Annotated in this window: 16 protein-coding genes and 1 pseudogene; 11 read left to right on the forward strand and 6 right to left on the reverse strand. The window is 68.0% G+C overall.

What is annotated here, in order from left to right:
- Nucleotides 1–145 precede the first annotated feature (145 nt).
- From istB to E4U91_RS37150, 3 genes and pseudogenes are all read right to left on the reverse strand, one after another.
- Entirely contained in the window at nt 146–937 is a 792-nt protein-coding gene (gene istB, locus E4U91_RS37140) for an IS21-like element helper ATPase IstB (protein WP_137311230.1), read from the reverse strand.
- Nucleotides 937–2,474, reverse strand: a pseudogene (istA, locus tag E4U91_RS37145) (IS21 family transposase). The gene istB and the pseudogene istA overlap by 1 nt, the downstream one beginning before the upstream one ends.
- Nucleotides 2,475–2,628: 154 nt before the next feature.
- Complete coding sequence (locus E4U91_RS37150; RefSeq protein ID WP_241678974.1) at nt 2,629–3,429, reverse strand: hypothetical protein; 801 nt, start codon at nt 3,427–3,429, stop codon at nt 2,629–2,631.
- Nucleotides 3,430–6,861: 3,432 nt separating this feature from the next.
- Between E4U91_RS37150 and E4U91_RS37160 the strand changes: the two genes are divergently transcribed.
- A complete protein-coding gene (locus E4U91_RS37160; RefSeq protein WP_137304501.1) occupies nt 6,862–7,314 on the forward strand; it encodes a MarR family transcriptional regulator in 453 nt (150 codons plus the stop codon).
- On the forward strand, nt 7,314–7,625 hold the full coding sequence (locus E4U91_RS37165) for a replication initiation protein, RepL2 (RefSeq protein ID WP_137304509.1): 312 nt from the start codon (nt 7,314–7,316) through the stop codon (nt 7,623–7,625). The genes E4U91_RS37160 and E4U91_RS37165 overlap by 1 nt, the downstream gene beginning before the upstream one ends.
- Nucleotides 7,626–8,298: 673 nt before the next feature.
- Here the strand turns inward: E4U91_RS37165 and E4U91_RS37170 are convergent.
- Nucleotides 8,299–8,949 carry a TetR/AcrR family transcriptional regulator gene (locus E4U91_RS37170; protein ID WP_137311545.1) on the reverse strand — a complete coding sequence of 217 codons (651 nt, stop codon included), beginning with the start codon at nt 8,947–8,949 and terminating at the stop codon, nt 8,299–8,301.
- Nucleotides 8,950–9,128: 179 nt separating this feature from the next.
- Here E4U91_RS37170 and E4U91_RS37175 point away from each other — a divergent pair, with 179 nt between their 5' ends.
- From E4U91_RS37175 to E4U91_RS37210, 8 genes are all read left to right on the forward strand, one after another.
- On the forward strand, nt 9,129–10,592 hold the full coding sequence (locus E4U91_RS37175) for an MFS transporter (protein ID WP_137311409.1): 1,464 nt from the start codon (nt 9,129–9,131) through the stop codon (nt 10,590–10,592).
- A gap of 292 nt (nt 10,593–10,884) precedes the next feature.
- Nucleotides 10,885–11,565, forward strand: coding sequence for an HNH endonuclease family protein (locus E4U91_RS37180; protein WP_137311410.1), 681 nt, complete (start codon nt 10,885–10,887; stop codon nt 11,563–11,565).
- Between the two features lie 252 nt (nt 11,566–11,817).
- Nucleotides 11,818–12,726, forward strand: a complete 909-nt coding sequence (ku, locus tag E4U91_RS37185; protein WP_137311411.1) for a non-homologous end joining protein Ku — start codon at nt 11,818–11,820, stop codon at nt 12,724–12,726.
- 341 nt (nt 12,727–13,067) lie between these two features.
- Complete coding sequence (locus E4U91_RS38505; RefSeq protein ID WP_174867969.1) at nt 13,068–13,880, forward strand: DUF6417 family protein; 813 nt, start codon at nt 13,068–13,070, stop codon at nt 13,878–13,880.
- Nucleotides 13,881–14,823: 943 nt separating this feature from the next.
- On the forward strand, nt 14,824–15,060 hold the full coding sequence (locus E4U91_RS37195) for a hypothetical protein (protein WP_137311412.1): 237 nt from the start codon (nt 14,824–14,826) through the stop codon (nt 15,058–15,060).
- Nucleotides 15,061–15,067: 7 nt separating this feature from the next.
- Nucleotides 15,068–15,373, forward strand: a complete 306-nt coding sequence (locus E4U91_RS37200; RefSeq protein ID WP_137311413.1) for a hypothetical protein — start codon at nt 15,068–15,070, stop codon at nt 15,371–15,373.
- Nucleotides 15,374–15,380: 7 nt separating this feature from the next.
- A complete protein-coding gene (locus E4U91_RS37205; RefSeq protein ID WP_137311414.1) occupies nt 15,381–15,683 on the forward strand; it encodes a hypothetical protein in 303 nt (100 codons plus the stop codon).
- An 11-nt stretch (nt 15,684–15,694) separates the two neighbouring features.
- Nucleotides 15,695–16,000: a hypothetical protein gene (locus tag E4U91_RS37210; protein WP_137311415.1), complete on the forward strand. Its 306-nt coding sequence runs from the start codon at nt 15,695–15,697 to the stop codon at nt 15,998–16,000.
- Nucleotides 16,001–16,846: 846 nt separating this feature from the next.
- Here the strand turns inward: E4U91_RS37210 and E4U91_RS37220 are convergent.
- Together E4U91_RS37220 and E4U91_RS37225 are read right to left on the reverse strand one after the other, a co-directional pair.
- Entirely contained in the window at nt 16,847–17,320 is a 474-nt protein-coding gene (locus tag E4U91_RS37220; RefSeq protein WP_137311416.1) for a DUF6292 family protein, read from the reverse strand.
- Between the two features lie 31 nt (nt 17,321–17,351).
- Nucleotides 17,352–18,359: a DNA polymerase Y family protein gene (locus E4U91_RS37225; RefSeq protein WP_137311417.1), complete on the reverse strand. Its 1,008-nt coding sequence runs from the start codon at nt 18,357–18,359 to the stop codon at nt 17,352–17,354.
- A 324-nt stretch (nt 18,360–18,683) separates the two neighbouring features.
- On the opposite strand from E4U91_RS37225, the gene E4U91_RS37235 reads away from it, so the two are divergent.
- Nucleotides 18,684–19,019, forward strand: a complete 336-nt coding sequence (locus tag E4U91_RS37235; RefSeq protein WP_137311419.1) for a hypothetical protein — start codon at nt 18,684–18,686, stop codon at nt 19,017–19,019.
- Nucleotides 19,020–19,172: the final 153 nt, after the last annotated feature.

A 19,172-nucleotide genomic window follows, 5' to 3' on the forward strand; every position in this document is an offset into this window, starting at 1 on the left:
GGAGCAAACCCCGCTCGTCTGAGTCCGGGCCGTTGTCAACGGCCATTTCGTTCTCCCCGTAGGCGGCCAGGAGTTCGCCCCGCTGGCGGCCATCGAGTTGTCCCCGGTGGCGGCCAGATAATTCCCCGCCTTCGGGTCGGTCGGGTCAGCTGAAGGGCTTCACTCCTTGTCCGCTGGTGGCCTGGGTGAGCCGGTAGCTGTCACCCTGGGTGACGACGATGTGAGCGTGGTGCATGAGCCGGTCGACCGTGGCGGTGGCCAGGGTCTTGGGCATGATCTCGTCGAAACCGGAGGGGTGGAGGTTGCTGGAGACGGCGACCGAGCGTCGTTCGTAGGCGGCATCGACCAGGCGGTAGAAGCCCTCGGCGGCGTCCGGTGAGACGGGCAGCAGGCCGATGTCGTCGACGATGATCAGATCCGAGCGGATGATCTTCGCGAGGGCTCGGGCGATTGAGTCGTCCGCGCGGTGCCGGCGGACCAGGGCTCCGAGGTCCTCGATGGTGAACCAGGAGACGGTCAGACCGGCCTCGATGGCGGTCTGGCCGAGGGCCTCGGTGAAGTGGCTTTTGCCCGTGCCGGAGGGCCCGCAGATGCAGAAGTTCTCCCGACGGCCGATCCATTCCAGGGACTTGAGGGCGTCCTGGGTGGGTCGGGGGATGGCGGACTTGGTCTCGTCCCAGTCGCCGAAGGTCTTGCCGGTGGGGAAGCCGGCCCGTTTGCGGCGGGTGTGGAGGTTGGCCCGGTCGCGGCCGGCGGCTTCCTCGGCCAGCAGGACGCGGACGACCTCGGCCGGGTCCCAGCGTTGGGCCTTGGCGGTGGGGATCAGGTCGGCCAACACCCGTCGCAGGTGCGGGAGTTTGAGCCGCCGGGTCAGCTCGATGGCCTCGGCGAGCGGGTCGCCGTTGGTGCCGGGAACGGTGCGAAGTGGGGTGGCCATCAGGCGGGATCGCTTTCGTCGTGCTCGGAGACGTCGGAGGCGGGCTGGGTGGGCAGGCCGAAGGAGGACCAGGCGGAGGTGCCGGGCTGCAGGGAGTGTTCCTCGCTGCGGCGGACGGGTTCGGTGTGTTCGCGGGTGGCCTGGTAGTCGACGATGGACAGCAGGTCCTTGTCCGCGAAGCGTGCGGTGACCGCGGCGGTGCCCAGGGCCCGGTCGACCTCGGCCACCGAGTAGAGCTTGGACAGGGCGACGGCCTCGGCCATCTTCGCCTTGATGCGGCGAACCCCGGCCGCCCCCGCTTCGACCAGCCATGACGCTGCCCCAGGACCGAGCTGGAGGAAGGCAGCCTCCTCTGCCGAAGTGGCCTTCGGGGTGCGGTCGTTGTCCTTGTTCTCCCGCAGCGGGTAGTGGGCGTCGTCCAGGACCGGGGTGCCCGGCTGGCCGCGGCGGTGGCGGGCGGCCTCGCGGGCCGAGCCGTCCTCACCGACCGCGGTGACGATCAGCTCGTCGCCGTGGAACCGGGCCCAGACCCGGTTGTCGATCAGCTCGTGCGGAACGGAGTAACGGACCCCTTCGACCGAAATCGTGGACTCCCAGTTCACCCGCCGGGTCGTGCCGAACGCGGCAGTGAACGGCCTCCTGGGCAGCGGGTGCAGCCGCTGTCGTTCCTCAGCGAGCCGCTCGACCGGCTTGCGCCGAGTCGCCCGGTGGGTGCGGGAGTTGACCTCGTCGCAGAACGCCCGGCAGGCCGCCTCCAGTTCACCGAAGGTCTTGTAGTGCTCGCGCAGGTTGACGTCCTTGGGCACCAGGTCGGCCTTCGCGATGCGGACCGTCGCCTCGGAACCGCCCTTCGTCTCGGGGTCCGCGGGCAGGCAGGTGCGTATGGTCGTGCGTAGTGCCGGGCGACCTCGACGATTTCCGGGTTGCGGACGGCGATCCCGGCGACGTGATCGGTGGTGACCGTCTTCTCGTTGTCCGTCAGGACGTAGGCCGGCACTCCGCCGATGCGGCGGAACGTCGCGTCCAGACACGAGGTGACCGTCGGCAGCGTCTTGTCCCAGATCGGGATCACGATCCGGAACCGGGACCAGGCCAGCCAGGCGCACCACAGGATGGTCTTGCGTCCGGCGATGGTCGGTCCGTCGCCGAAGTCGTACTGGATCCACAGCCCCGGCTCGGTCACCCACGGCCTATAGACCCGCCGCCGACCGGCCCTGAACTGGGCTTTCGCCTCGGCAACGGTGCGGCGGGTGGTGCGTTCCCCGCCGGTGAAGCCCATCGCGACGATCCTCTTGTGCACCACGTCCGCTCGGATCTTGCCGTGTGAACGGACCACCAGTTCCTCGATCTTCGGCAGATAGTCGTCGATCGCGCGGGCCCGGTGACGACGCTGGTCCGGGTGCTGGCCGGCGGCCCGCATCTTCACATAGCGGGCCACCGTGTGGTGGTCGACGCCGGTCAGTTCGGCCGCGGCGCGGTAACTGCCCGTGAGGTCGTACGCCTCAAGGATCTCCATGATCTCCCTGCTGTTCTTCACCCGCCCGAGCCTCGCCGAGCGGGATGCGTCCAATGCGAGCGGGGAGATATCTGGCCGTACGTGGGGAATCCCGTGGCCATCAGTGGGGCGGTAAGTGGCCGCCTATGGGGAGCTTGTCATGGCCGCCGTCAGGCCGTCCCTTCCCGACCGGCCCTCACGTTGTGACGAGTTCGGCTGCAGATACAAAGGCGAGCCGTGCGTTCTCGGTGGTTGCTGCCTGCCGTCCCGTTCGCTCGACCCTCGTTAGCTCCCGGATTAGGGCTTCTATGTACCTCTGCAGGCTTACCAGTTGAGTGGCGGTATGGCAGCTGGGGAGCACGGCCTCGATCTGGTCTAGCCAGAAGGTGACATCGTCGTCTTCGTTCAGGCCGGCCCGATGTTCAAGGAGCCGCCGTGCGACAGGGGAGAGCAGCGCGTAACGGCGTGCTGCTTCTTCCTCTACGCGACGCTGGGCTGCGGCTTCGGCAGCCGCGATGCGCTCAGCTTCACGGACAGCTTCAGGTGTGCGGCGGAGAGGCTGATCGACGCGTGATGTTTCGCTGAGGACCGCCGCCTGCAACCTTTTCGACTTGTTGTACGCGGCACTGGGCGCGTTGACGGCTAGTGCTGGAGTCAGATCGGCCCACTCTGCCCCCGCAGCTCGGGCGTGCTCGATCGCTCTTGATTGATGCAGGTCTGCTCTTTCGCGGATGTACTCCCACAGCCGAACGCGGGCGATTGCGGCCTCGCGTCGGACCATCTGGTTCTTGAGCGCGCCCGCGTTGGCCTCAAGGTAAAGCAGGGCTCCGTACAGCTCGTCATCGGCTGGCATCCGGCCGATGTTCTCGTCCTCAGCTTCTTCGTGCCATTGACGAAGCTCCCCGATGACGGCCGCGGCATCCAGCTTGCCAATCCGAGTAGGGGGCTTGAGCAGGGGCTTTGCCGCAGCTGGGCGCTTTCGGGCGGACCGGGCCATGACGCGGGACTCCTTCGCGGAGCTGATTCACATTCTGTGAATCAGCGTACCGGGAGTCCACATGAGCCATGCTCGCCGACGTCATTCACGGCGGCCGCACACGCTTAGCTCAATGGTCTTGAGGCCCTGCGATCTTGACCCAGGCCGCCAGCCACCGTGACCGTACGCTCTCCGTCGGCTCCTGGAGAAGGCTGTCGGCGCGGGCAGCACACGATCGCTGAGCCGCTTGGGCGCGCTGTACTTGGCGTCCGAGGACCAGCCGGCAGCCGAAACCGTCTACCTGCAGGCCGCAAAGTCAGGAGACCTCGACGGCCTCTTACAGCTGGCGTAGAACCGGGAACGGACGGGACGCCACGAGAAGGCGGAGCGCTCCGCCCGGAAGGGTCTCGAAGCACACCGCGGCTTTGTCATGTGCGAACTCGCAATGCTGCGCGCGGAAAGAGAAAGGGCAAACCGCGCAACATGCGATGACCTACTGCGTGAGGCCTCTGCAGCAGGTCACGGCTACGCGCTCGATAAGCTCACCGCCAGCCGACACGGGGCTGGAGACTTCCACGAGGCCCTGGAGCTCGCACGTCGGCCGCCGACAAAGCCAGCCCGGCGTGCTGCGGCGGCTGGCAAGCGATCGCAAGTAGGCCGGCAACCTCACAGCGGCAGAGCCCTGTTTCACGAATGGCCAATGCCGGTTGCAGCTTCTCCTTCCCCTATTCGATCATCGAACCGCGGAAGGGGACAGGCGACGGCATCGAAGCAGAACGGCTCGCGCGACAAGCGGCGGACGACGGCGAACCCGACGCACTGCGGCGACTTGCGGCGGGGCGGCGGTACTTGAGGCAGCCGACGACGTCACCCCAGCCGAAAGCCTGTTCCCTGCGGCGGCCGACTCAGGCAGCATCGCGGCCCTGGGCGGGACGGCCCTCCTACGGAAGCATCTTGGTGATCACGACGGCGCCGAACACTACGCCCAGCAGGCGGCCGATGCGGGCATGACCCAAGCGCTGTTTCGGCTTGCCGAGAAGCGCAAGGATGGTGGAGACCAAAGTCGTGCCGAGGAGCTTCTCTGACGGGCTGCCGAGGTAGACCGCGTTCGGACAATGGCGCTGAAGAAGATCACCCTACTGCGAAAGGAAAAGGGAGATCACCGACGCCGAACAGGCTGCCCACCTCGCGCCGGGTGAGTCGGCGGACGGTAATGCTGATCGTCACCCGGAGGATGACGGTCTCCCCGCGCCTCGCTGACGACTGCACGGCCATCGAACTAGCGTTCATAGCCGCCTCGTGGCCTCGCTGCTGGCGGTCGTCTCAGGCGCCTCCAGGAAGTAGCAAAGGCGTGAGCCCCAGCTACCTGATGAAGCGTCAGATTTTTCGTCAGAAACGATCCTCCGCTCAGGGGCGGCGAACGTCGATGTCGTCCAGCGACGCTCTGGTTCGTTGACAGCGTCTGCAGATCAGCATCGCTTCTCACGCTGCGTGCGGCATAGCTCACGCACTGCGCTTGACAGCCGCCTCGGCTTGCCACCGATCACCAAGCTGGATACCGCATGCCCATCACCAGGGCTGAGCAAGGATGCGGGTCCCCATTGTCCCGTTGGCCCAGCCGAATGTTCTGGCTTCAGTCGCTTCAGTCGCTGCTTCCGATATCAACTCCCTGAGATCTTGTTCCGGCAGTGGCCATGGCCACTGCCGCAGGCTCATTACATAAGTCAAGTTCAGCGCGACTGCTGTCCAGTGCCGTGACCGGCACGGGTAGTCGGCACGGTGGTGTCAGTTCTGATCGCTGCAGGTGTAGTGGGGGAGCTTGTACGAATGTGCAGACTGCCCGATCTGAACTGGCAACCTGCAGCTCGCTGCGCAACGCCGGGAGCGTGGCCCCACCCGCAGTGAGAAGGGCGCTGGGCGGATGTCCCCGATCGGCGACGTTTGAGGAGGATCCAGCCACAAGACCGACCGTAAGGAGTTCCGCGAGCGCGTGGCCCCATACGGCGAGGACTGGACGATCCCACGCGGCCGCTCGAGTGGACTTGCTGGCAGACCACAGCCCACATAGGTCACGGCCTGTTGGCTTATGCCGGACGGTTGGCGGCACGCTCCGCCGACGTCTGCCTTCCTGCCGACCTGAACGTTCGCCTCACTGCCTCGCCGGCCGAAGCACTCTGGGGCGCCAAGGCCTGCGGCAGGCTGCTCAGTAGTGCCTGCTTACAGCCGACCCGACTTTCAGGGCCGGGCACTGTGCCCCTGTGACCCCGAAGGGTTCGCGGCAATGAGCGTCGCCGAAATCCTGCTGCATACCCATGACATCACGCGAGGTCTGCCCGTGGACTGACTGCCACCAGCATCGCTGAGCCAAGCCGCATTCAGCCGGCTCTACCCCGCCGCCCCGCCAGGAGACCCCACCCAGGTACCCCTTTGGTGCACCGGCCGCGGGGAACTCGAGGGCCTGCCTCGCCATACCCCATGGAGGTGGGAAGCAGCAAGATTCGGACTGATCGAGGCTGTCGCCGACTCGCGTTTCTTGATCACAGCACCAACAGTGCGAATCCTGTGACCTTCGCCCAGAACTCTCTTGCTGGTGCAGCCGGCACCTCAAGTGCGCGTCACCCCTCCCAAGGTGGCAGGAGTCGTCGGTAGTTCAGGGACTGCCTGCCGGGAAGACGTCCTGGGGGTGGCGGGGCAGCGTGGTACCAGGGGCCTTCGCCGGCCCCTGGACCCCGCTGCCCCGCCACTTTCCGGCGCGAATCCGTTTCGTCGTGGTGCAGGACGTACGCGCCGGAAAGCAGCGGGTCGCACTTCGGTACGGGCGCCACGCCATCCACCGCAACAGTCCAGCTGCGGAGTCAACCGACGCTGTACTGGGGCAGCTGTGACCGAGTGAGGGCTAGTGGTCCAAGTCCAGTAGGCGGGGGAGGGGGGAGCGTCCACCCGCCTCCTGTACGGCCGCGCTCAAGATCACGCCAGGGGATTGAAGGGCAGCCAAACGCCGCGGATGCTTACCTAAGTAAGAGAGCGCAGTCGTCAAAACGCCTCTGACCTGCAGAAACACGTGCAGCGACCACGATCGTCGGAACTGTGAGGCAGATCCGGGAACCGTGGAGAACGACCAGGAGGACTGCCTGCACGGATCTCTGAACCCGGTAAGCAGTCCTGGCAGTCGTGCACCACGTTCAAGCAAGCAGGGACCACGGTTGAGGGAACCGTCACCACGGCTGAAGGATCTGAGTACCGGTTCCTGCAGCAGCGCCATATTGACGTGAAGTACATGAGGCGGATGAGGAGAGCTGTGCCGCAGTGACCCATGCCCTGAGCAAGGCGGCAGACGACACGGCCGACAAGCGGAGTTGATTGACTTCCTGCTCATGTACGTTAAGTTCATCAGGTCGGCCTCGGAGCCGTCCCTCATAAATCGATAGTCACCCCCCTTGCTCGGAGGGCCCGTTGGGAGCAGTACGCAGGCTGGTCGATGCCGACACGGGCGAGCCGGTACCTTATGCGCCGTACGCCTTCTCCGGCAGGCACACGCAGGTCGATAAGGCGCGCGTCGAGGCGATCACTGAATCGAAGGCATTCACGCCCAGTCAGAAGTTCCTCGTTCTGTGGTGGATCGGAGTCTCCCCTGAGGGTATGGAACCACTGCGTGCTACCGGCGCGGACATCGCCAAGCGCGTGGGCATGTCCACTGACGCGGTGGGCAAGATCAACAGGAAGCTGGCGAAGCACCGCATCCTGATCGTTCGAGGACGTGTCGGCAACTACAACTTCTACCGGATCAGCCCTTACATCGCTTTCCACGGCACTGGGATCGAACAGCGTGAAGCGGTGAAGACGTGCAACCCGCCGGACATCCCCGGATTCGACGACAACGTTCCTGCACGGTGGGAGGCCCAGTGATCAGCAGCGACGACAAGCAGAAGAACCTCGATCTGCTTGAGAAGACAGTCGGCATGACCGCTAACCAGCGACTTGTCGTCATGCTCTACGCGCTCCACCCCACCGACCGGTCTGGCGCTGTTTTGGAGACCGCCGCCAACCTGGCAAAGCTGGTAGGGATGGCCCCTCCCGTCTTCTCCCGCACCCGCAAGCAGGTCATCGAAGCCGGCTGGCTGGAGGAGACCGAGAGGATCGGGCACATCCGGTACTACCGGCTCGACCCCAAGCGCATGGGCGAAAGCGTCGTCGTCCCGCTCCGGCGAGCCACCTGACGTCCTGCGCGCCGCTCCTCATGTACGTCACGTCAATGAGGGGCGATTTGCAGGACGTCCTTCTTCACCTCACGGCAACGCCGTGAGCTGCCTCTGTGCTGAGGTGGACGAGTGGTGTTCCGACGCGGAGGTCGGAGCACGGGAGAAAAACTGGGGCAGCGGGGAGTGTCCGCCGCGGTTCAGGCCGCCTTGCGTTGAGTGTTCGATGCCTGGAACCTCACCTTCTGACGCCCTGGCCTTTCGACGCGCCTTGGCCCTGAGGGCTGCAGGTCAGCGGCGCCGCCGGTCTCAAGGCCGCCCGCGCCACTCCGGCCGGCTGGCCCCCCGGCGTTGGGCAAGTCCTTGCAGGGGCTGATCTGGTGGGGCCACGGGCCGACGTCGAGCAGAGAAGGGCTGAAACGACCGTGGACCGGCTGCCCAGCTGCCGCACCGCTACGTGGTGGCCGACGTCGTCGCCCAGCTCCACGAGGCCGCAGACGGCACACTGAATGACCTGCGGTCGCTCAGCCGCTGGCAGTGCGGACCCGTTAGCTGTGCAGTGCCTCGCCGCGGCCACCGCCCGCTCAAGTACTCCGGGGAGCGGCGGATACGGGTTCTCTTCGGCGGCGAGCTTCCACTACGGCGTGTCTAGCGCTGGCGCGCTCAGCCGTGGGTTAGCGGGCCGCTCCCACTCTCACCTGGTGCCGGCCTGAAGGCGGAGCCCTGACAACGTCAGCTCCAGTGCGGCTAGGAACTGGTCTCTGTCGTCGTGTCCCGCGAATTCGTCGGCGATCTGCTGCACGAACGGGAATGCGGCGCTGTCGAGCGTTTTCCACTGCTCGGCGAAGCGGCGGAGGTAGGCATCGCGGTCCGTCTCGCCGTTGAGGACTTCCTGCGGGATCTCCGCGCCCAGGTCAGCGGCCGTGCCGATGACAACGCTGGTGATCGCGGACACTGCGTGGAAACGCTGCCGCGGGGTGAGGTCGAGGCGGAGGGTCTGCTGGCCGAGCTTCTCGTACAGCCGCAGCGAGTTGCCCTGCACGTCGGTGTTGCGCATGAAGTAAGCCGCCAGCCAGGGCCGGTCGACGATCGCGTCGAACAGCGTGATCGCCATTGCACGGAGGTCGGCGATGGGGTCGTCGCTCTCCGGCTGCCCCTCGACGAGGGCCAGGATCGCGCCGACCGCGTGGTCGGTGGCGCGGTCGAGTAGTTCTTCCTTGCTTGAGACGTACCAGTAGATGGTGCCGACGCCGGTGCCGAGACGGGCGGCGAGCGCGCGGAACGTCAGTGCCGGTGCGCCCGCCTCGTCGAGCAGGGCCACGGCGGCGGTGAGGACCGCCTCCAGCGAGTGCGAAGCACGCTTGCGCCCGCGGGACGGGCCTTTGGAGGCGGGGAGCGTGCGCGGGCCTGTCATGGCGTCCATCCAATCACAGCTTGCTTCCGCATCGAACATCGTTCTACCATCGAACATCGTTCCACTATCGAACGTCGTTCGTTACGGCGTTCCAAGAGAGGGGGCTGGCCATGACTGCCGTCACCGATTCCGCTCCACCGTCAAGCCGTACCTATCCGTCACTGCGCGCCGCCTGGATGCCCCTGGCCGCCCTCTGCCTCGCCTTCTTCGTCGAGATGGTCGACAACACGCTGCTCTCCATCGCCCTGCCCACCATCGGCCGCGACCTCGGCAGCGGCACGACCGCCCTGCAATGGGTCACCGGCGCCTACTCGCTGACCTTCGGCGGCCTCCTCCTCACGGCAGGGTCACTCGCCGACCGGCTCGGCCGACGCCGCGTCCTGCTCGTCGGCCTCGCCGCCTTCGGACTGCTCAGCCTCTGCGTCGTCGCGGTCAACTCCGCAGGACAGCTCATAGCGCTGCGCGCCGGGCTCGGCATCGCCGCCGCCGCCGCCATGGCACCCATCACCAACTCCCTCGTCTTCCGGCTCTTCGACGACCAGGCGCTGCGCATGCGCGCGATGACCCTGATGATCGTCGTCGGCATGTCCGGCTTCGTCCTCGGCCCGCTGCTCGGCGGCACGGCCCTCGCCCACGTGCGCTGGGAATGGCTGCTCGTGGTCAACGCCCCGATCGCGCTGATCGCGGCCATCGGCGTGCGCCTCGGGGCAGCCGCCGACCAACCCGACGACCTGACCAAGGACCGCCTCGACCTGCCGGGCGCCGTCCTGAGCGTCCTCACCATCGGCCTGGCCTGCTACTCCCTGACCAGCGGCGTCGAGCACGGCTGGTTCTCCCCGACCACCATCACATCGATCCTCGGCGCCGTCGCCGCCGGCTTCGCGTTCGTGTGGCACGAGCGCCGCAGCGCCGCGCCCATGCTCGACCTCAAGCTCTTCTCCAGCGGAACCGTCCGCGGCGCGGCCATCGCTCAGATTGGCACGTCCATCGCGATGGCCGGCGTGATGTTCGGGCTGATCCTCCACTTCCAGTACGCCTACGGCTGGAGCCCCGTGCGGGCGGGCCTGGCGAACCTGCCGATCATCATCACCATGATCATCGCGACGCCGCTGTCGGAATGGCTCGGCAAGCGCTTCGGGCACCGGGCCGCCTGCCTGGTCGGCGCGGCCTGTCTGGCCGCCGCTCTGGCCGGCCTCGCCTGGGGCGTCGACCACGGGTACGCCGCTATCGCCGTCTCCATGGTCGTGATGACGATCGGGCTGCGCACCGTGATGACGATCTGTGCCATCGCCCTGGTCGAAGCGATGCCGGCCAACCGCACGTCGATCGGCACCGCCCTCAACGACACCGCCCAGGAGGTCGGGACCAGCGTCGGCACGGCCGTCGTCGGCACCCTGATCGCCGCACTGGTCACCACCCAACTGCCCGCGGGCGTGTGGAGCAGCGACCTCGTGCACTCCTTCTTCCACGGCGAGCGGATCACGTACGCCGTACTCGCAGTGATCGTCGGGGTGATCGCGACGGGCGGTGCGCTCACGCTCACCGACTCCCACTCAGTGGAGGAGCCAGCCTGAACCGTCGCTGCCAGGGCCCATCAAGCGAGACCGGCGAATGCCGATCTGCGCCAGCGACGCTGCTAGACGTCGGTCGAGGAGATACGGCCGTCGGTAGGAGGCCACGTACTGGTGCATGCGGAGTGCGGCCGCCCCCTTGCCCATGCAGGCCTTGATGGGCGGGCCGCGTCGGCGCGCTGACCATCGCACTTACCCCTCGATCGGGTAGAGCCACCGCCGTCCTCGGGCGGGTTGCTGTGCGCAACCGCTACGAAGATCCCGACCAGTCGGTGATCTCCGTAAGGACACACTCGTGCGCTTCGCCCGTACCTTCTCGGCTGCCGCCGCCTTCGCGGCCGCACTGCTCCCCGCCACCGCCCACGCCGCCCCAGCCTCCGCCCTGCTCCGCGACCCTGGCCAGACCGTGACCCTGCCCGTGCGCGAGGCACTGACCCAAATTCCGGTGGCCAGCGAGGATCGCACCGGATACGAGCGCTCGGCGTTCAAGCACTGGGTCGACGCGGACCGGGACGGCTGCACCACCCGCGCCGAAGTCCTCAAGGCAGAGGCCGTCATCGCCCCCGACCAAGGACCGCGCTGCACCCTGTCAGGAGGCCAGTGGTACTCGCCCTACGACGACCGCTACATCCAAGGTCCGAGCGGCCTGGACATCGACCACCTGGTCCCGCTGGCAGAGGCCTGGGACTCTGGCGCCTCGAACTGGTCGGCCGCCGAACGCGAGGCGTACGCCAACGACCTGGGCGACGATCGCGCACTGATCGCGGTGTCGGCCGCCTCGAACCGGTCGAAGGCGGACCAGGACCCCACCACGTGGATGCCTCCGGCCGAGGGCTACCGCTGCCAGTACGCCACCGACTGGATCGCCGACAAACTCCGCTGGCGCCTGACAGCCGACGAAGCGGAATCGGCTGCCCTGACAGACATCCTCAGCCGCTGCTCTAACGTGCCCGTCGCCGTCACGCTCGCCCGGTAGGCCCCCAGCGCAGCCGCACCGCCGAAGGTTGCCGGCCGCGTTCACGGCATATCGCGGGCAGATGCCGGGCGAGGTGCTCCAGGCGGTGACCGGCCCCTCAGCGCTGCTGGCGCCCAGGACTCGGTGGCTAGCCACACCGCGGCCACGCTGCTGACCCGTCCTAGGACAGGATGAGGCGCGAAAGCGACGGAGTGCCGAATGGCGCCGGTCTTCGTACGCTGGTGGTGCTCGGGGCTTCTGCGGAGGAGTGCCATGCCCCGAAGCATCTGGTCCGGCGCCATCTCCTTCGGCCTGGTCACGGTCCCCGTGAACGTGGTCAGCGCGACCGAGAGCCACAGCATCCAGTTCCACCAGTACCACCTGGAGGACATGGGCCGGGTGCGGGTGCGCAAGTTCTGCGAGGTCGAGGACCGCGAGGTGTCCACGGCGGAGATCGGCAAGGGTTTTCAGTGGACGAAGGACCAGGTCATTCCCATCTCCGACGAGGAGCTGCGGGATCTTCCGCTCCCCACAGCGAAGGCCATCGAGATCGATGCGTTCGTCCCGATGGAGGACATCGATCCGATCCGCATCGGCGACGGCTACTACCTCCAGGCCGGCGGAACGGTCGCGGCCAAGCCGTACAAGCTGCTCGTTGAGGCGCTGCGCCGCTCCTCGAAGGTGGCGGTGGCGAAGTACGCGTGGAGCGGGCGGGAGCGCCTGGGCCTGCTGCGGGTGCACGGAGATGCGCTGGTGCTTCATGCGATGCACTGGGACGACGAGATCCGCGACCCCTCCGAGCTGCTGCCGCCGCCGGTAGAGGTGAGCGACGAGGAGATCGAGGGTGCGCTCGCGCTGATGGAGACGATGAGCCGCGAGGACCTGGAGGGCGAGGAGTTCAAGGACACCTACACCGAGGCCCTCGCCCGGATCATCGAGGCGAAGCGGGAGCACCGGCCGCTGCCGGAGGCCCCGGAGCCGCAGGAGCCGGCGAAGGTGCTGGACCTGATGTCCGCGCTGCAGGAGTCGGTGGCCAAGGCGAAGGCCTCCCGCGGCGAGGACGACGGCGAGGCGGACGTGCACGACATGCCCGCGCCGAAGAAGAAGACCGCGAAGAAGTCCGCCTCGGCGAAGAAGACCGCCGCGAAGAAGACGGCGGCGCGGCGGCCGCGCAGCGCGTAACGCGTCCGATCGGACCGGATCCGGGGGAAGCTGGTGGTGGGCTCCCGTCCTGTGACCCCCCGAGCCAGGGCGGGAGCCCGCCCGCGTGCGGGAATGGCTGCGCGATGCGTGGCGTTGTGCAGGGCGTGGTGGTCAAAGGGACAGTGTCCCCGGGCCTCACCTATTGCCTGTCGGGACGATCGTTCGGCTGAAGCCCGGCAGTGCCTTTCGCCGCGTAGGCGACCGCCCTTCACGACCACACCCCTCTTCCACTGCGGCCCCGGACCGGCATCCTGCCTCCGGGGCCGCAGTGTGTGCCAGCCCGGCGGTGACCAGGTGAGTGTTGGGGGAGTTGGACAGGTGTGGACGACTACGACCCTTTCGAGCTCCAGGACAGTGACTTCGCGCCCGTTGAGGCGACAGCGAGCCGGCTCGCGTTGCTGACTCTTGAGGAAGCCCATGATCTGCTGCGGGTGCTGGTGACGGTGGCGCAGGAGGGTGGGCCGGTGTCGGCGGAGGCGGACCGGCTGGCGAAGGAGATCGCCGCGCGCGTCCCGTCGGAACTGAGCATTCAGGCAGGCCGGCGGCGGCGGGGGAGGAGCAGGATGGGTGCGGTGAAACAGGCGGCGGCGCTCGAGTTGCTGGGCGTAGTGGAGGAGTGGCAGGAGACCGCGGAGCACGGTTGGGTCCTGGACGTGGACGGGGTGCCGCGCGAGGGCGTGCTGAAGGCGGCCGCCTCCGGGTTGGTGGAACTGGCCGAGCGCGATGAACGAGCGGAACTCTCCGCCCGGGCGGGGCGCCCTGTGCGCTGGGCGGCCCGTCTCACCGGTCAGGGCCGTGACCTGCTGCTGTACGCCCGGTCTCAGCACGCTGCAGGCCCTGCCGCGGCAGGACCGGAGTACCGCCTGGTCGAGCTCATGCCCTCGCAGATGGATGTGGTGCGGGTGGTCACCGGCCTGGCGGACCAGCTGCAGGTGCCACCCGCGCCGGGCCTGGACGAGCGGGTGCGGGCGGCCGTGCAGGACCGGGTGAGTGGCCGGTGGCGGGTCTACCTCACCGCGGAGCAGATGGCCTCGATCGCCTACGGGCTGTGGCTGCACAAGATGGCTGGCTCGGCAGCGGAGGCCAACCGCTTCTCCCGCGACCACGGCATCGCCCACACCTCGGCAACCTGATGCAGGCAAGGGTGGTGTCAGGCCGCACATAGGCAGACGGCGTGCTCGGCACCCAGCCATCATCGGGAGCATGCTCGGTCCCGGGCACCGCCACGCACCGTCGATGGCTGTCCGTCCCCGCTGTCAGGATGACGGACATGATGATCATGGACGTGCTCGGTCACGACGTTGTCGACGTGAGGTAAGGGCGTGGTGGTGCACCGCCGCGGGTGACAGGCCACGGCGCCCGAAGCTTCGCGGTGGTCTGCCGAAGGGGATGGGGAGCAGGGCTGAGTGAACCGGACCCGCGTTGTGAGGGGGAGCATGTGCTGCTTGTGGTTGTGCGGCCCGGGCGGAGTGCCGGGCCGCAGCAACCACAAGCAGCACCGGGTCGGTGCGGCCGCCCGGACCCGGGGGAGCGCGGGCTCCCATCCTGAACCCCCGAGCCGGGGCGTGAGCCCGCCCGGACGCCGGGAAGAACGGTGCGCCCGCGGTCGCGGCAGTGGGTCAGGGGGACGGCTGCCGGAAGGCGCCAATCGCGTCCCGCGTCCGGTCCGCTGCTCCCGGGTCTGAGCGCTCTGCACTCCGCTACCGTCACCATCCGAACGTGGCAGAAGCAGCCCCGCTACGCTGCTGCGTATCAGCGAGCCCTCGTGCGGGTTGCCGAGATCGCCATGGCGAAGCGGGTCGGACGCGGGCTGAAACTGAACTTGCTGGCAACCGAGAAGGAACATTATCCAGAGCGAAGCGCACCGTTGCCTCGGCGCGGAGGACGGAGCCACCGGTGTTCGATGCGTTCGATTCTTCGTCAGGAACGATTCTCCGTCCTCGCTGTCCTGGTGCTGATTGACCCATACCCTGAAGCCATTCCAAGACATCCAAGGATTTCAAGCCTTGCCAAGTTACCTCAAGGCTGGCTACTCTGATGAGGCATCAGCAATCACCGGGCACTGAGGAGGTCGTCATGTTGGCTGTCTCGGAACGCATCTTGGGACGGGGCGGAATCACGGAGGGGTTGATCTGGCACAAGCCCGTCGATTCCGACCCTGAGCGCACGTTCCAGCAGATCGCATGCAGCGAAGAGGACGGCATCGTGATGCCCAGCGGCAAGCGCGAGGTACCGCTGAGCCTCGACAAGGAAGGTGAGCGGTGGTGCCCCGACTGCCTCGCCGTGATCCGTTCCAACAGCGCTAAGAAGTGAGTGTCCGATGAGCAACGACACCGCCCGGCCCACCGGGTACTGCTACTGCGGATGCGGTCGAGAGATCGGCTACGGCCGCTACTTCGCCGCCGGCCACGACAAGACCGCCGAAGCCGCTTTCCTCGCCATCCACCACGACGCCAGCGTTGCTCAGATGCTCCATGCCCACGGTTACGGGCCCGACGACGACAAGTCCGTCACCAAGGCCGCCGTGGGCAAGGGCATCTGGCAGGACTGCCCGCGCGGCTGCGGCTACCGCGGCGCCCGCGAGAGCATCAACAACCACGTCAACCGCTACCACCGCGAGAAGTGAGGACACGATGAGCGCCGTCCGTCTCGCCGACCTAACCATCGTCTGGACTGGCACTGACTCCGTCACCCCCGCTGGGCACGTGCTCGTCCACGGAGTTGACTCGACCGGACTCCACCGCCTCTGCCTGTACGCGGGCGACACCCCCAACGACGACGCCTACCGGGGCCACCTGCTCATTCCACCGGACAACCACGGCCAGCGGTACCTGCCCACCCGCACCACCGCGTATGGCCCCGGCGGTGCGTACGTTTCCAGCATCGGCGACCACACCGCGATGCTGGCCAGACTAGCCAACCGCGACGCTAAGTGAGGGCACCAACCATGCGGAAGTGCCACAGGGCCGGGGACTCCGTCCTCGTCCTGGAAGGCCCGGAGAAGGGGCAGACGCTGACCGTCTCGTCCGTTCGCATGTTCGCCACGGACAACGGCTACTACCTCCGTGGCGGCAGCGGCCTCTACTCCCCAAAAACGGTCAAACTGGTTGCCGAACGGCCCGAGGGCAACCCCTGCAGCACCGCATGCGACCAAGGCAAGCACGACGCGTTGGGCACCTGCGACCACTGCCGAGGAACGTGCGCCTGCGCGTCGAACCGCGCGGTCACCCGCACCCACGCCATCGAGAAGTGAGGACACCAACCATGGCCAGCCACGGTGAGCCCTGAACTGCACCGAACGCCAGCGCGCCTGCCGCGTGGGTCCCTTTCCGTCTGGCTACTTGTGGCTGCCCTATGCACTGCTGGCTGGACCCCGAAGCCCCGCACCAGTGGCTGCCCGAGGGCAGCGAGGTCACCTGCACGAAGTGCTTGAGGCTCACCACCGAGAAATGAGGACACCGACCGTGACCACTCCCAGCGAACTCCGGGCCCGCCGCCGAACTGGAGCAGCGAGTCCCGCCGCTGACTGCCGGTCCGCATACCGACGATGAACAGATGTGGCTGGAGAAGGCCGCCGCTCTCCGAGCTGAAGCCGACCGGGCGGAAGGCGACACCCCGGCAACCTGATTCAGGAGAGGGGGTGCACGGCACCGCGGAGAAGGACGAGGAGTTGAACCGGGGCGCAGGTCTGCTCGAACCAGGGCTCAGGAGGCAAGTCCTCCGTTCACGGCTCGGTTGTAAAGACGCTGGTGCCACTCGTTGGCGTCCTGTCCGGGGGGCGGTGATCAGGACGGGGTTCGGGCCCGTCCTGATGAGATGGAGAAGCCTCCAAGCGACGCCGTAGCAGTCGTCGGGGCCGAAGCAGGAGGCGAGTGCTCGCGCTTCGTCCCCAGTGACCGGCGCGGAGATCGCGTCAAGTTGCTGAACGCGCCTCTCAAGTTCTTCTTCGCTCGCGTCCCAGTCGGGAAGTGGGCCAGCGGCGACGAACGCCTGCACTTCGGGTCTCATGGATGGATCATCGGCTACCTCACGAGGCCCTGCATACCAGTCGGTCCCCCGGCCGCTTGGGCGCCAGCCCAACGGCTTTGGCGCGCTCCAACTACCTCGAAGAGCGCTTCGTGGGTTCGCTGGGCGATGGCCGCCGGAAGGCGTCGATCGCGGTCCGCGTCCGGGCCGCCTGCGGCCACTCCTGGTGGAAGTCGCCGGCCGGGCGCCGCCAGGTGCGCACCATGTGCTCGGCGACCTCGGCGACGTCCTCGGGTGCGGCGTAGATGCGGTGCAGCGCGTCGACCTGTCCGGCGAGGATCACCTGGTCCTGGGCGAGGCCGACCAGCGCGTACTCCCAGCCCGTCTCTTCCTCCCAGACGAGGCGCGCCCCGCCGTGGCCGCCGGTGCGGCTGGCGTCCCAGTACAGGCGCATGGTCATGAGCTCGCCGTGCTCGGGGCCGGTGCGGCTGATGCGTACCGCCCCGGGCGGGATCCCGCGTCCGGCGAGGGCGGTGTCGACGGCCTGGAGGTAGGGCCAGTGCGGCAGCAGGTGGACCGGCAGCATGCCGGGCGGGTCGAGCAGCATCCTCACCTCCAGGCGGGTTGATGGGCGGGGTTCAGGAGGCGCGGCGGAAGACGGCGGCCGGGCCGATGGCGCGGTCGCCGAACTTGGCGCGGATCCGGTCAGCGGCCTGCTCGGCGACCAGGCGCGATTCGCGGGCGCCGTCGAGGCTGATCTGCTCGGCGACCTGGTCGGCGTCGACCAGGTCCTCGCCGCGCAGGACAAGGCCGGTCAGGCGGCCGCGCTGCAGGCCGGCGGCGTCCATCAGCTGGTAGGCGAGCTGGCGCAGGTCGTCCTCGTGCGCGGACGGCTCCGCGAGACGCCGGGTCCTCTCCCAGGAGGTGCCGCCTGCGAAGCGCAGACAGAGCGTGAGCGCGCGGGCCGCCTGGCCGCGCCCGCGCAGCAGCAGACCGAGCTGGAAGACCAGGTCCAGCAGGGCGGCGCGCACCGCGGCGCCGTCCAGGGTGTGCCGGTCGAAGGCGTGGCGCACGCTCGCCGAGGCGGGCAGGGCGCGCGGGACGACGGGTCGCGGGTCGATGCCGCGGGCCCGCTCCGCGGCCAGGCGCCCGGCACGCCCGCCCAGCAGCCGCTGCACGGTCGCCGGAGCGACTGCGGTGAGCAGGCCGACGGTGTGGATGCCGTACTCGTGCAGGGCCTCGGCCTGGCGGGGGCCGATGCCGTGCAGGGCCTCCACCGGCAGCGGTGCCAGCCAGCCGGCCGCCTCGCCGGGCGCCACCGCCAGGACCCCGCCGGGAGCTTCGACCTGGGCGGAGGCGGTCGCCGCGACGGTGATGGACGGGCCGATGCCGACGCGGACGTCGACCCCGAGCCGGGAGATGGTCCGCACCCGCAGCACCTCGCCCAGGCGGCGGGTGTCGGTGCCGTGGTAGCGCAGGGCGCCTTTCAGCTCCACCAGCGCCGCCGACGGCGGCAACGCCTGCACCACCGGAGAGAGGTCGGACAGCAGCTCCAGGACCTGCCGGTAGAGGTCCTCCGGCAGCCCATCCGGGCAGCGCACATGCATCACCGTCGGCACCTCGCCGCACCCTGGTCCTGTCGTCATCACGGCTCACCTCCCACCATCTACGTTATCGAACATATTATCGAAAGCGGGATTGTGCGACCCCTAGGCGTGCCGTGACCTGCGACGAGGTGACGCGCCTCCGCCGCTCAAGAACAGGAACCACCCCATGACGACTCCCGTACCGCCGGTCTCCGAGCCGGACCCGTCCGCGCTGACCTGTCCCAGCGACCAGGTCGGCCCGTGTGCCATCTGCCGACGAAAGACGCAGAGGTACGGGCGCGGGGGAGGACCGCTCTGCCAGTGGTGCATGCGCTCTGCACTGGGGCAGTGGGGCCCGAAGGTCCGCCACACCAGCACCCGGCCATGAGCACCGCCACCGAGCCAGAACCCGCCCGCCCGTGGCGCCCGGAGGACGGGCCCAGACCGACGGTGTGGACGTGGCCGCGGACGGACCGCCCGGCACTGTGGGTGCGCTCGCACGGCGCCGAGCGCTACGCCCCGATCCTCGCCTTGCAGGAGTGGGCCGACGGCACGCTGTACTACCAGGTGGAGATCGACCCGCACGGCGACCGGCGGGTGGGGATGCGCCTGTACCGGTGGCCCCAGCCAGGCCTGCGGATGGCTTGCGTGAGCCGCTCACGGCCGGCGAGAGGAGTCGATGAGTCCTGGCAGGGTGCGATGCCCCATCGAACCGCATGACACCGACAGCCACTCATGCAGCGAACAATTCTGGCTCACGCTCGCAGCCGGAGTGTGACTTAGCGGCGTAGTTGGCAGGTTAGCGGTCTAGTTGGCTGATGTTGCGCTCAGTCACAGCAGTTGACCGACCGATACACACGGCCACTTCGCGCT

This window comes from Streptomyces lasalocidi (assembly GCF_005280215.1).
Lineage (GTDB): Bacteria > Actinomycetota > Actinomycetes > Streptomycetales > Streptomycetaceae > Streptomyces > Streptomyces longwoodensis.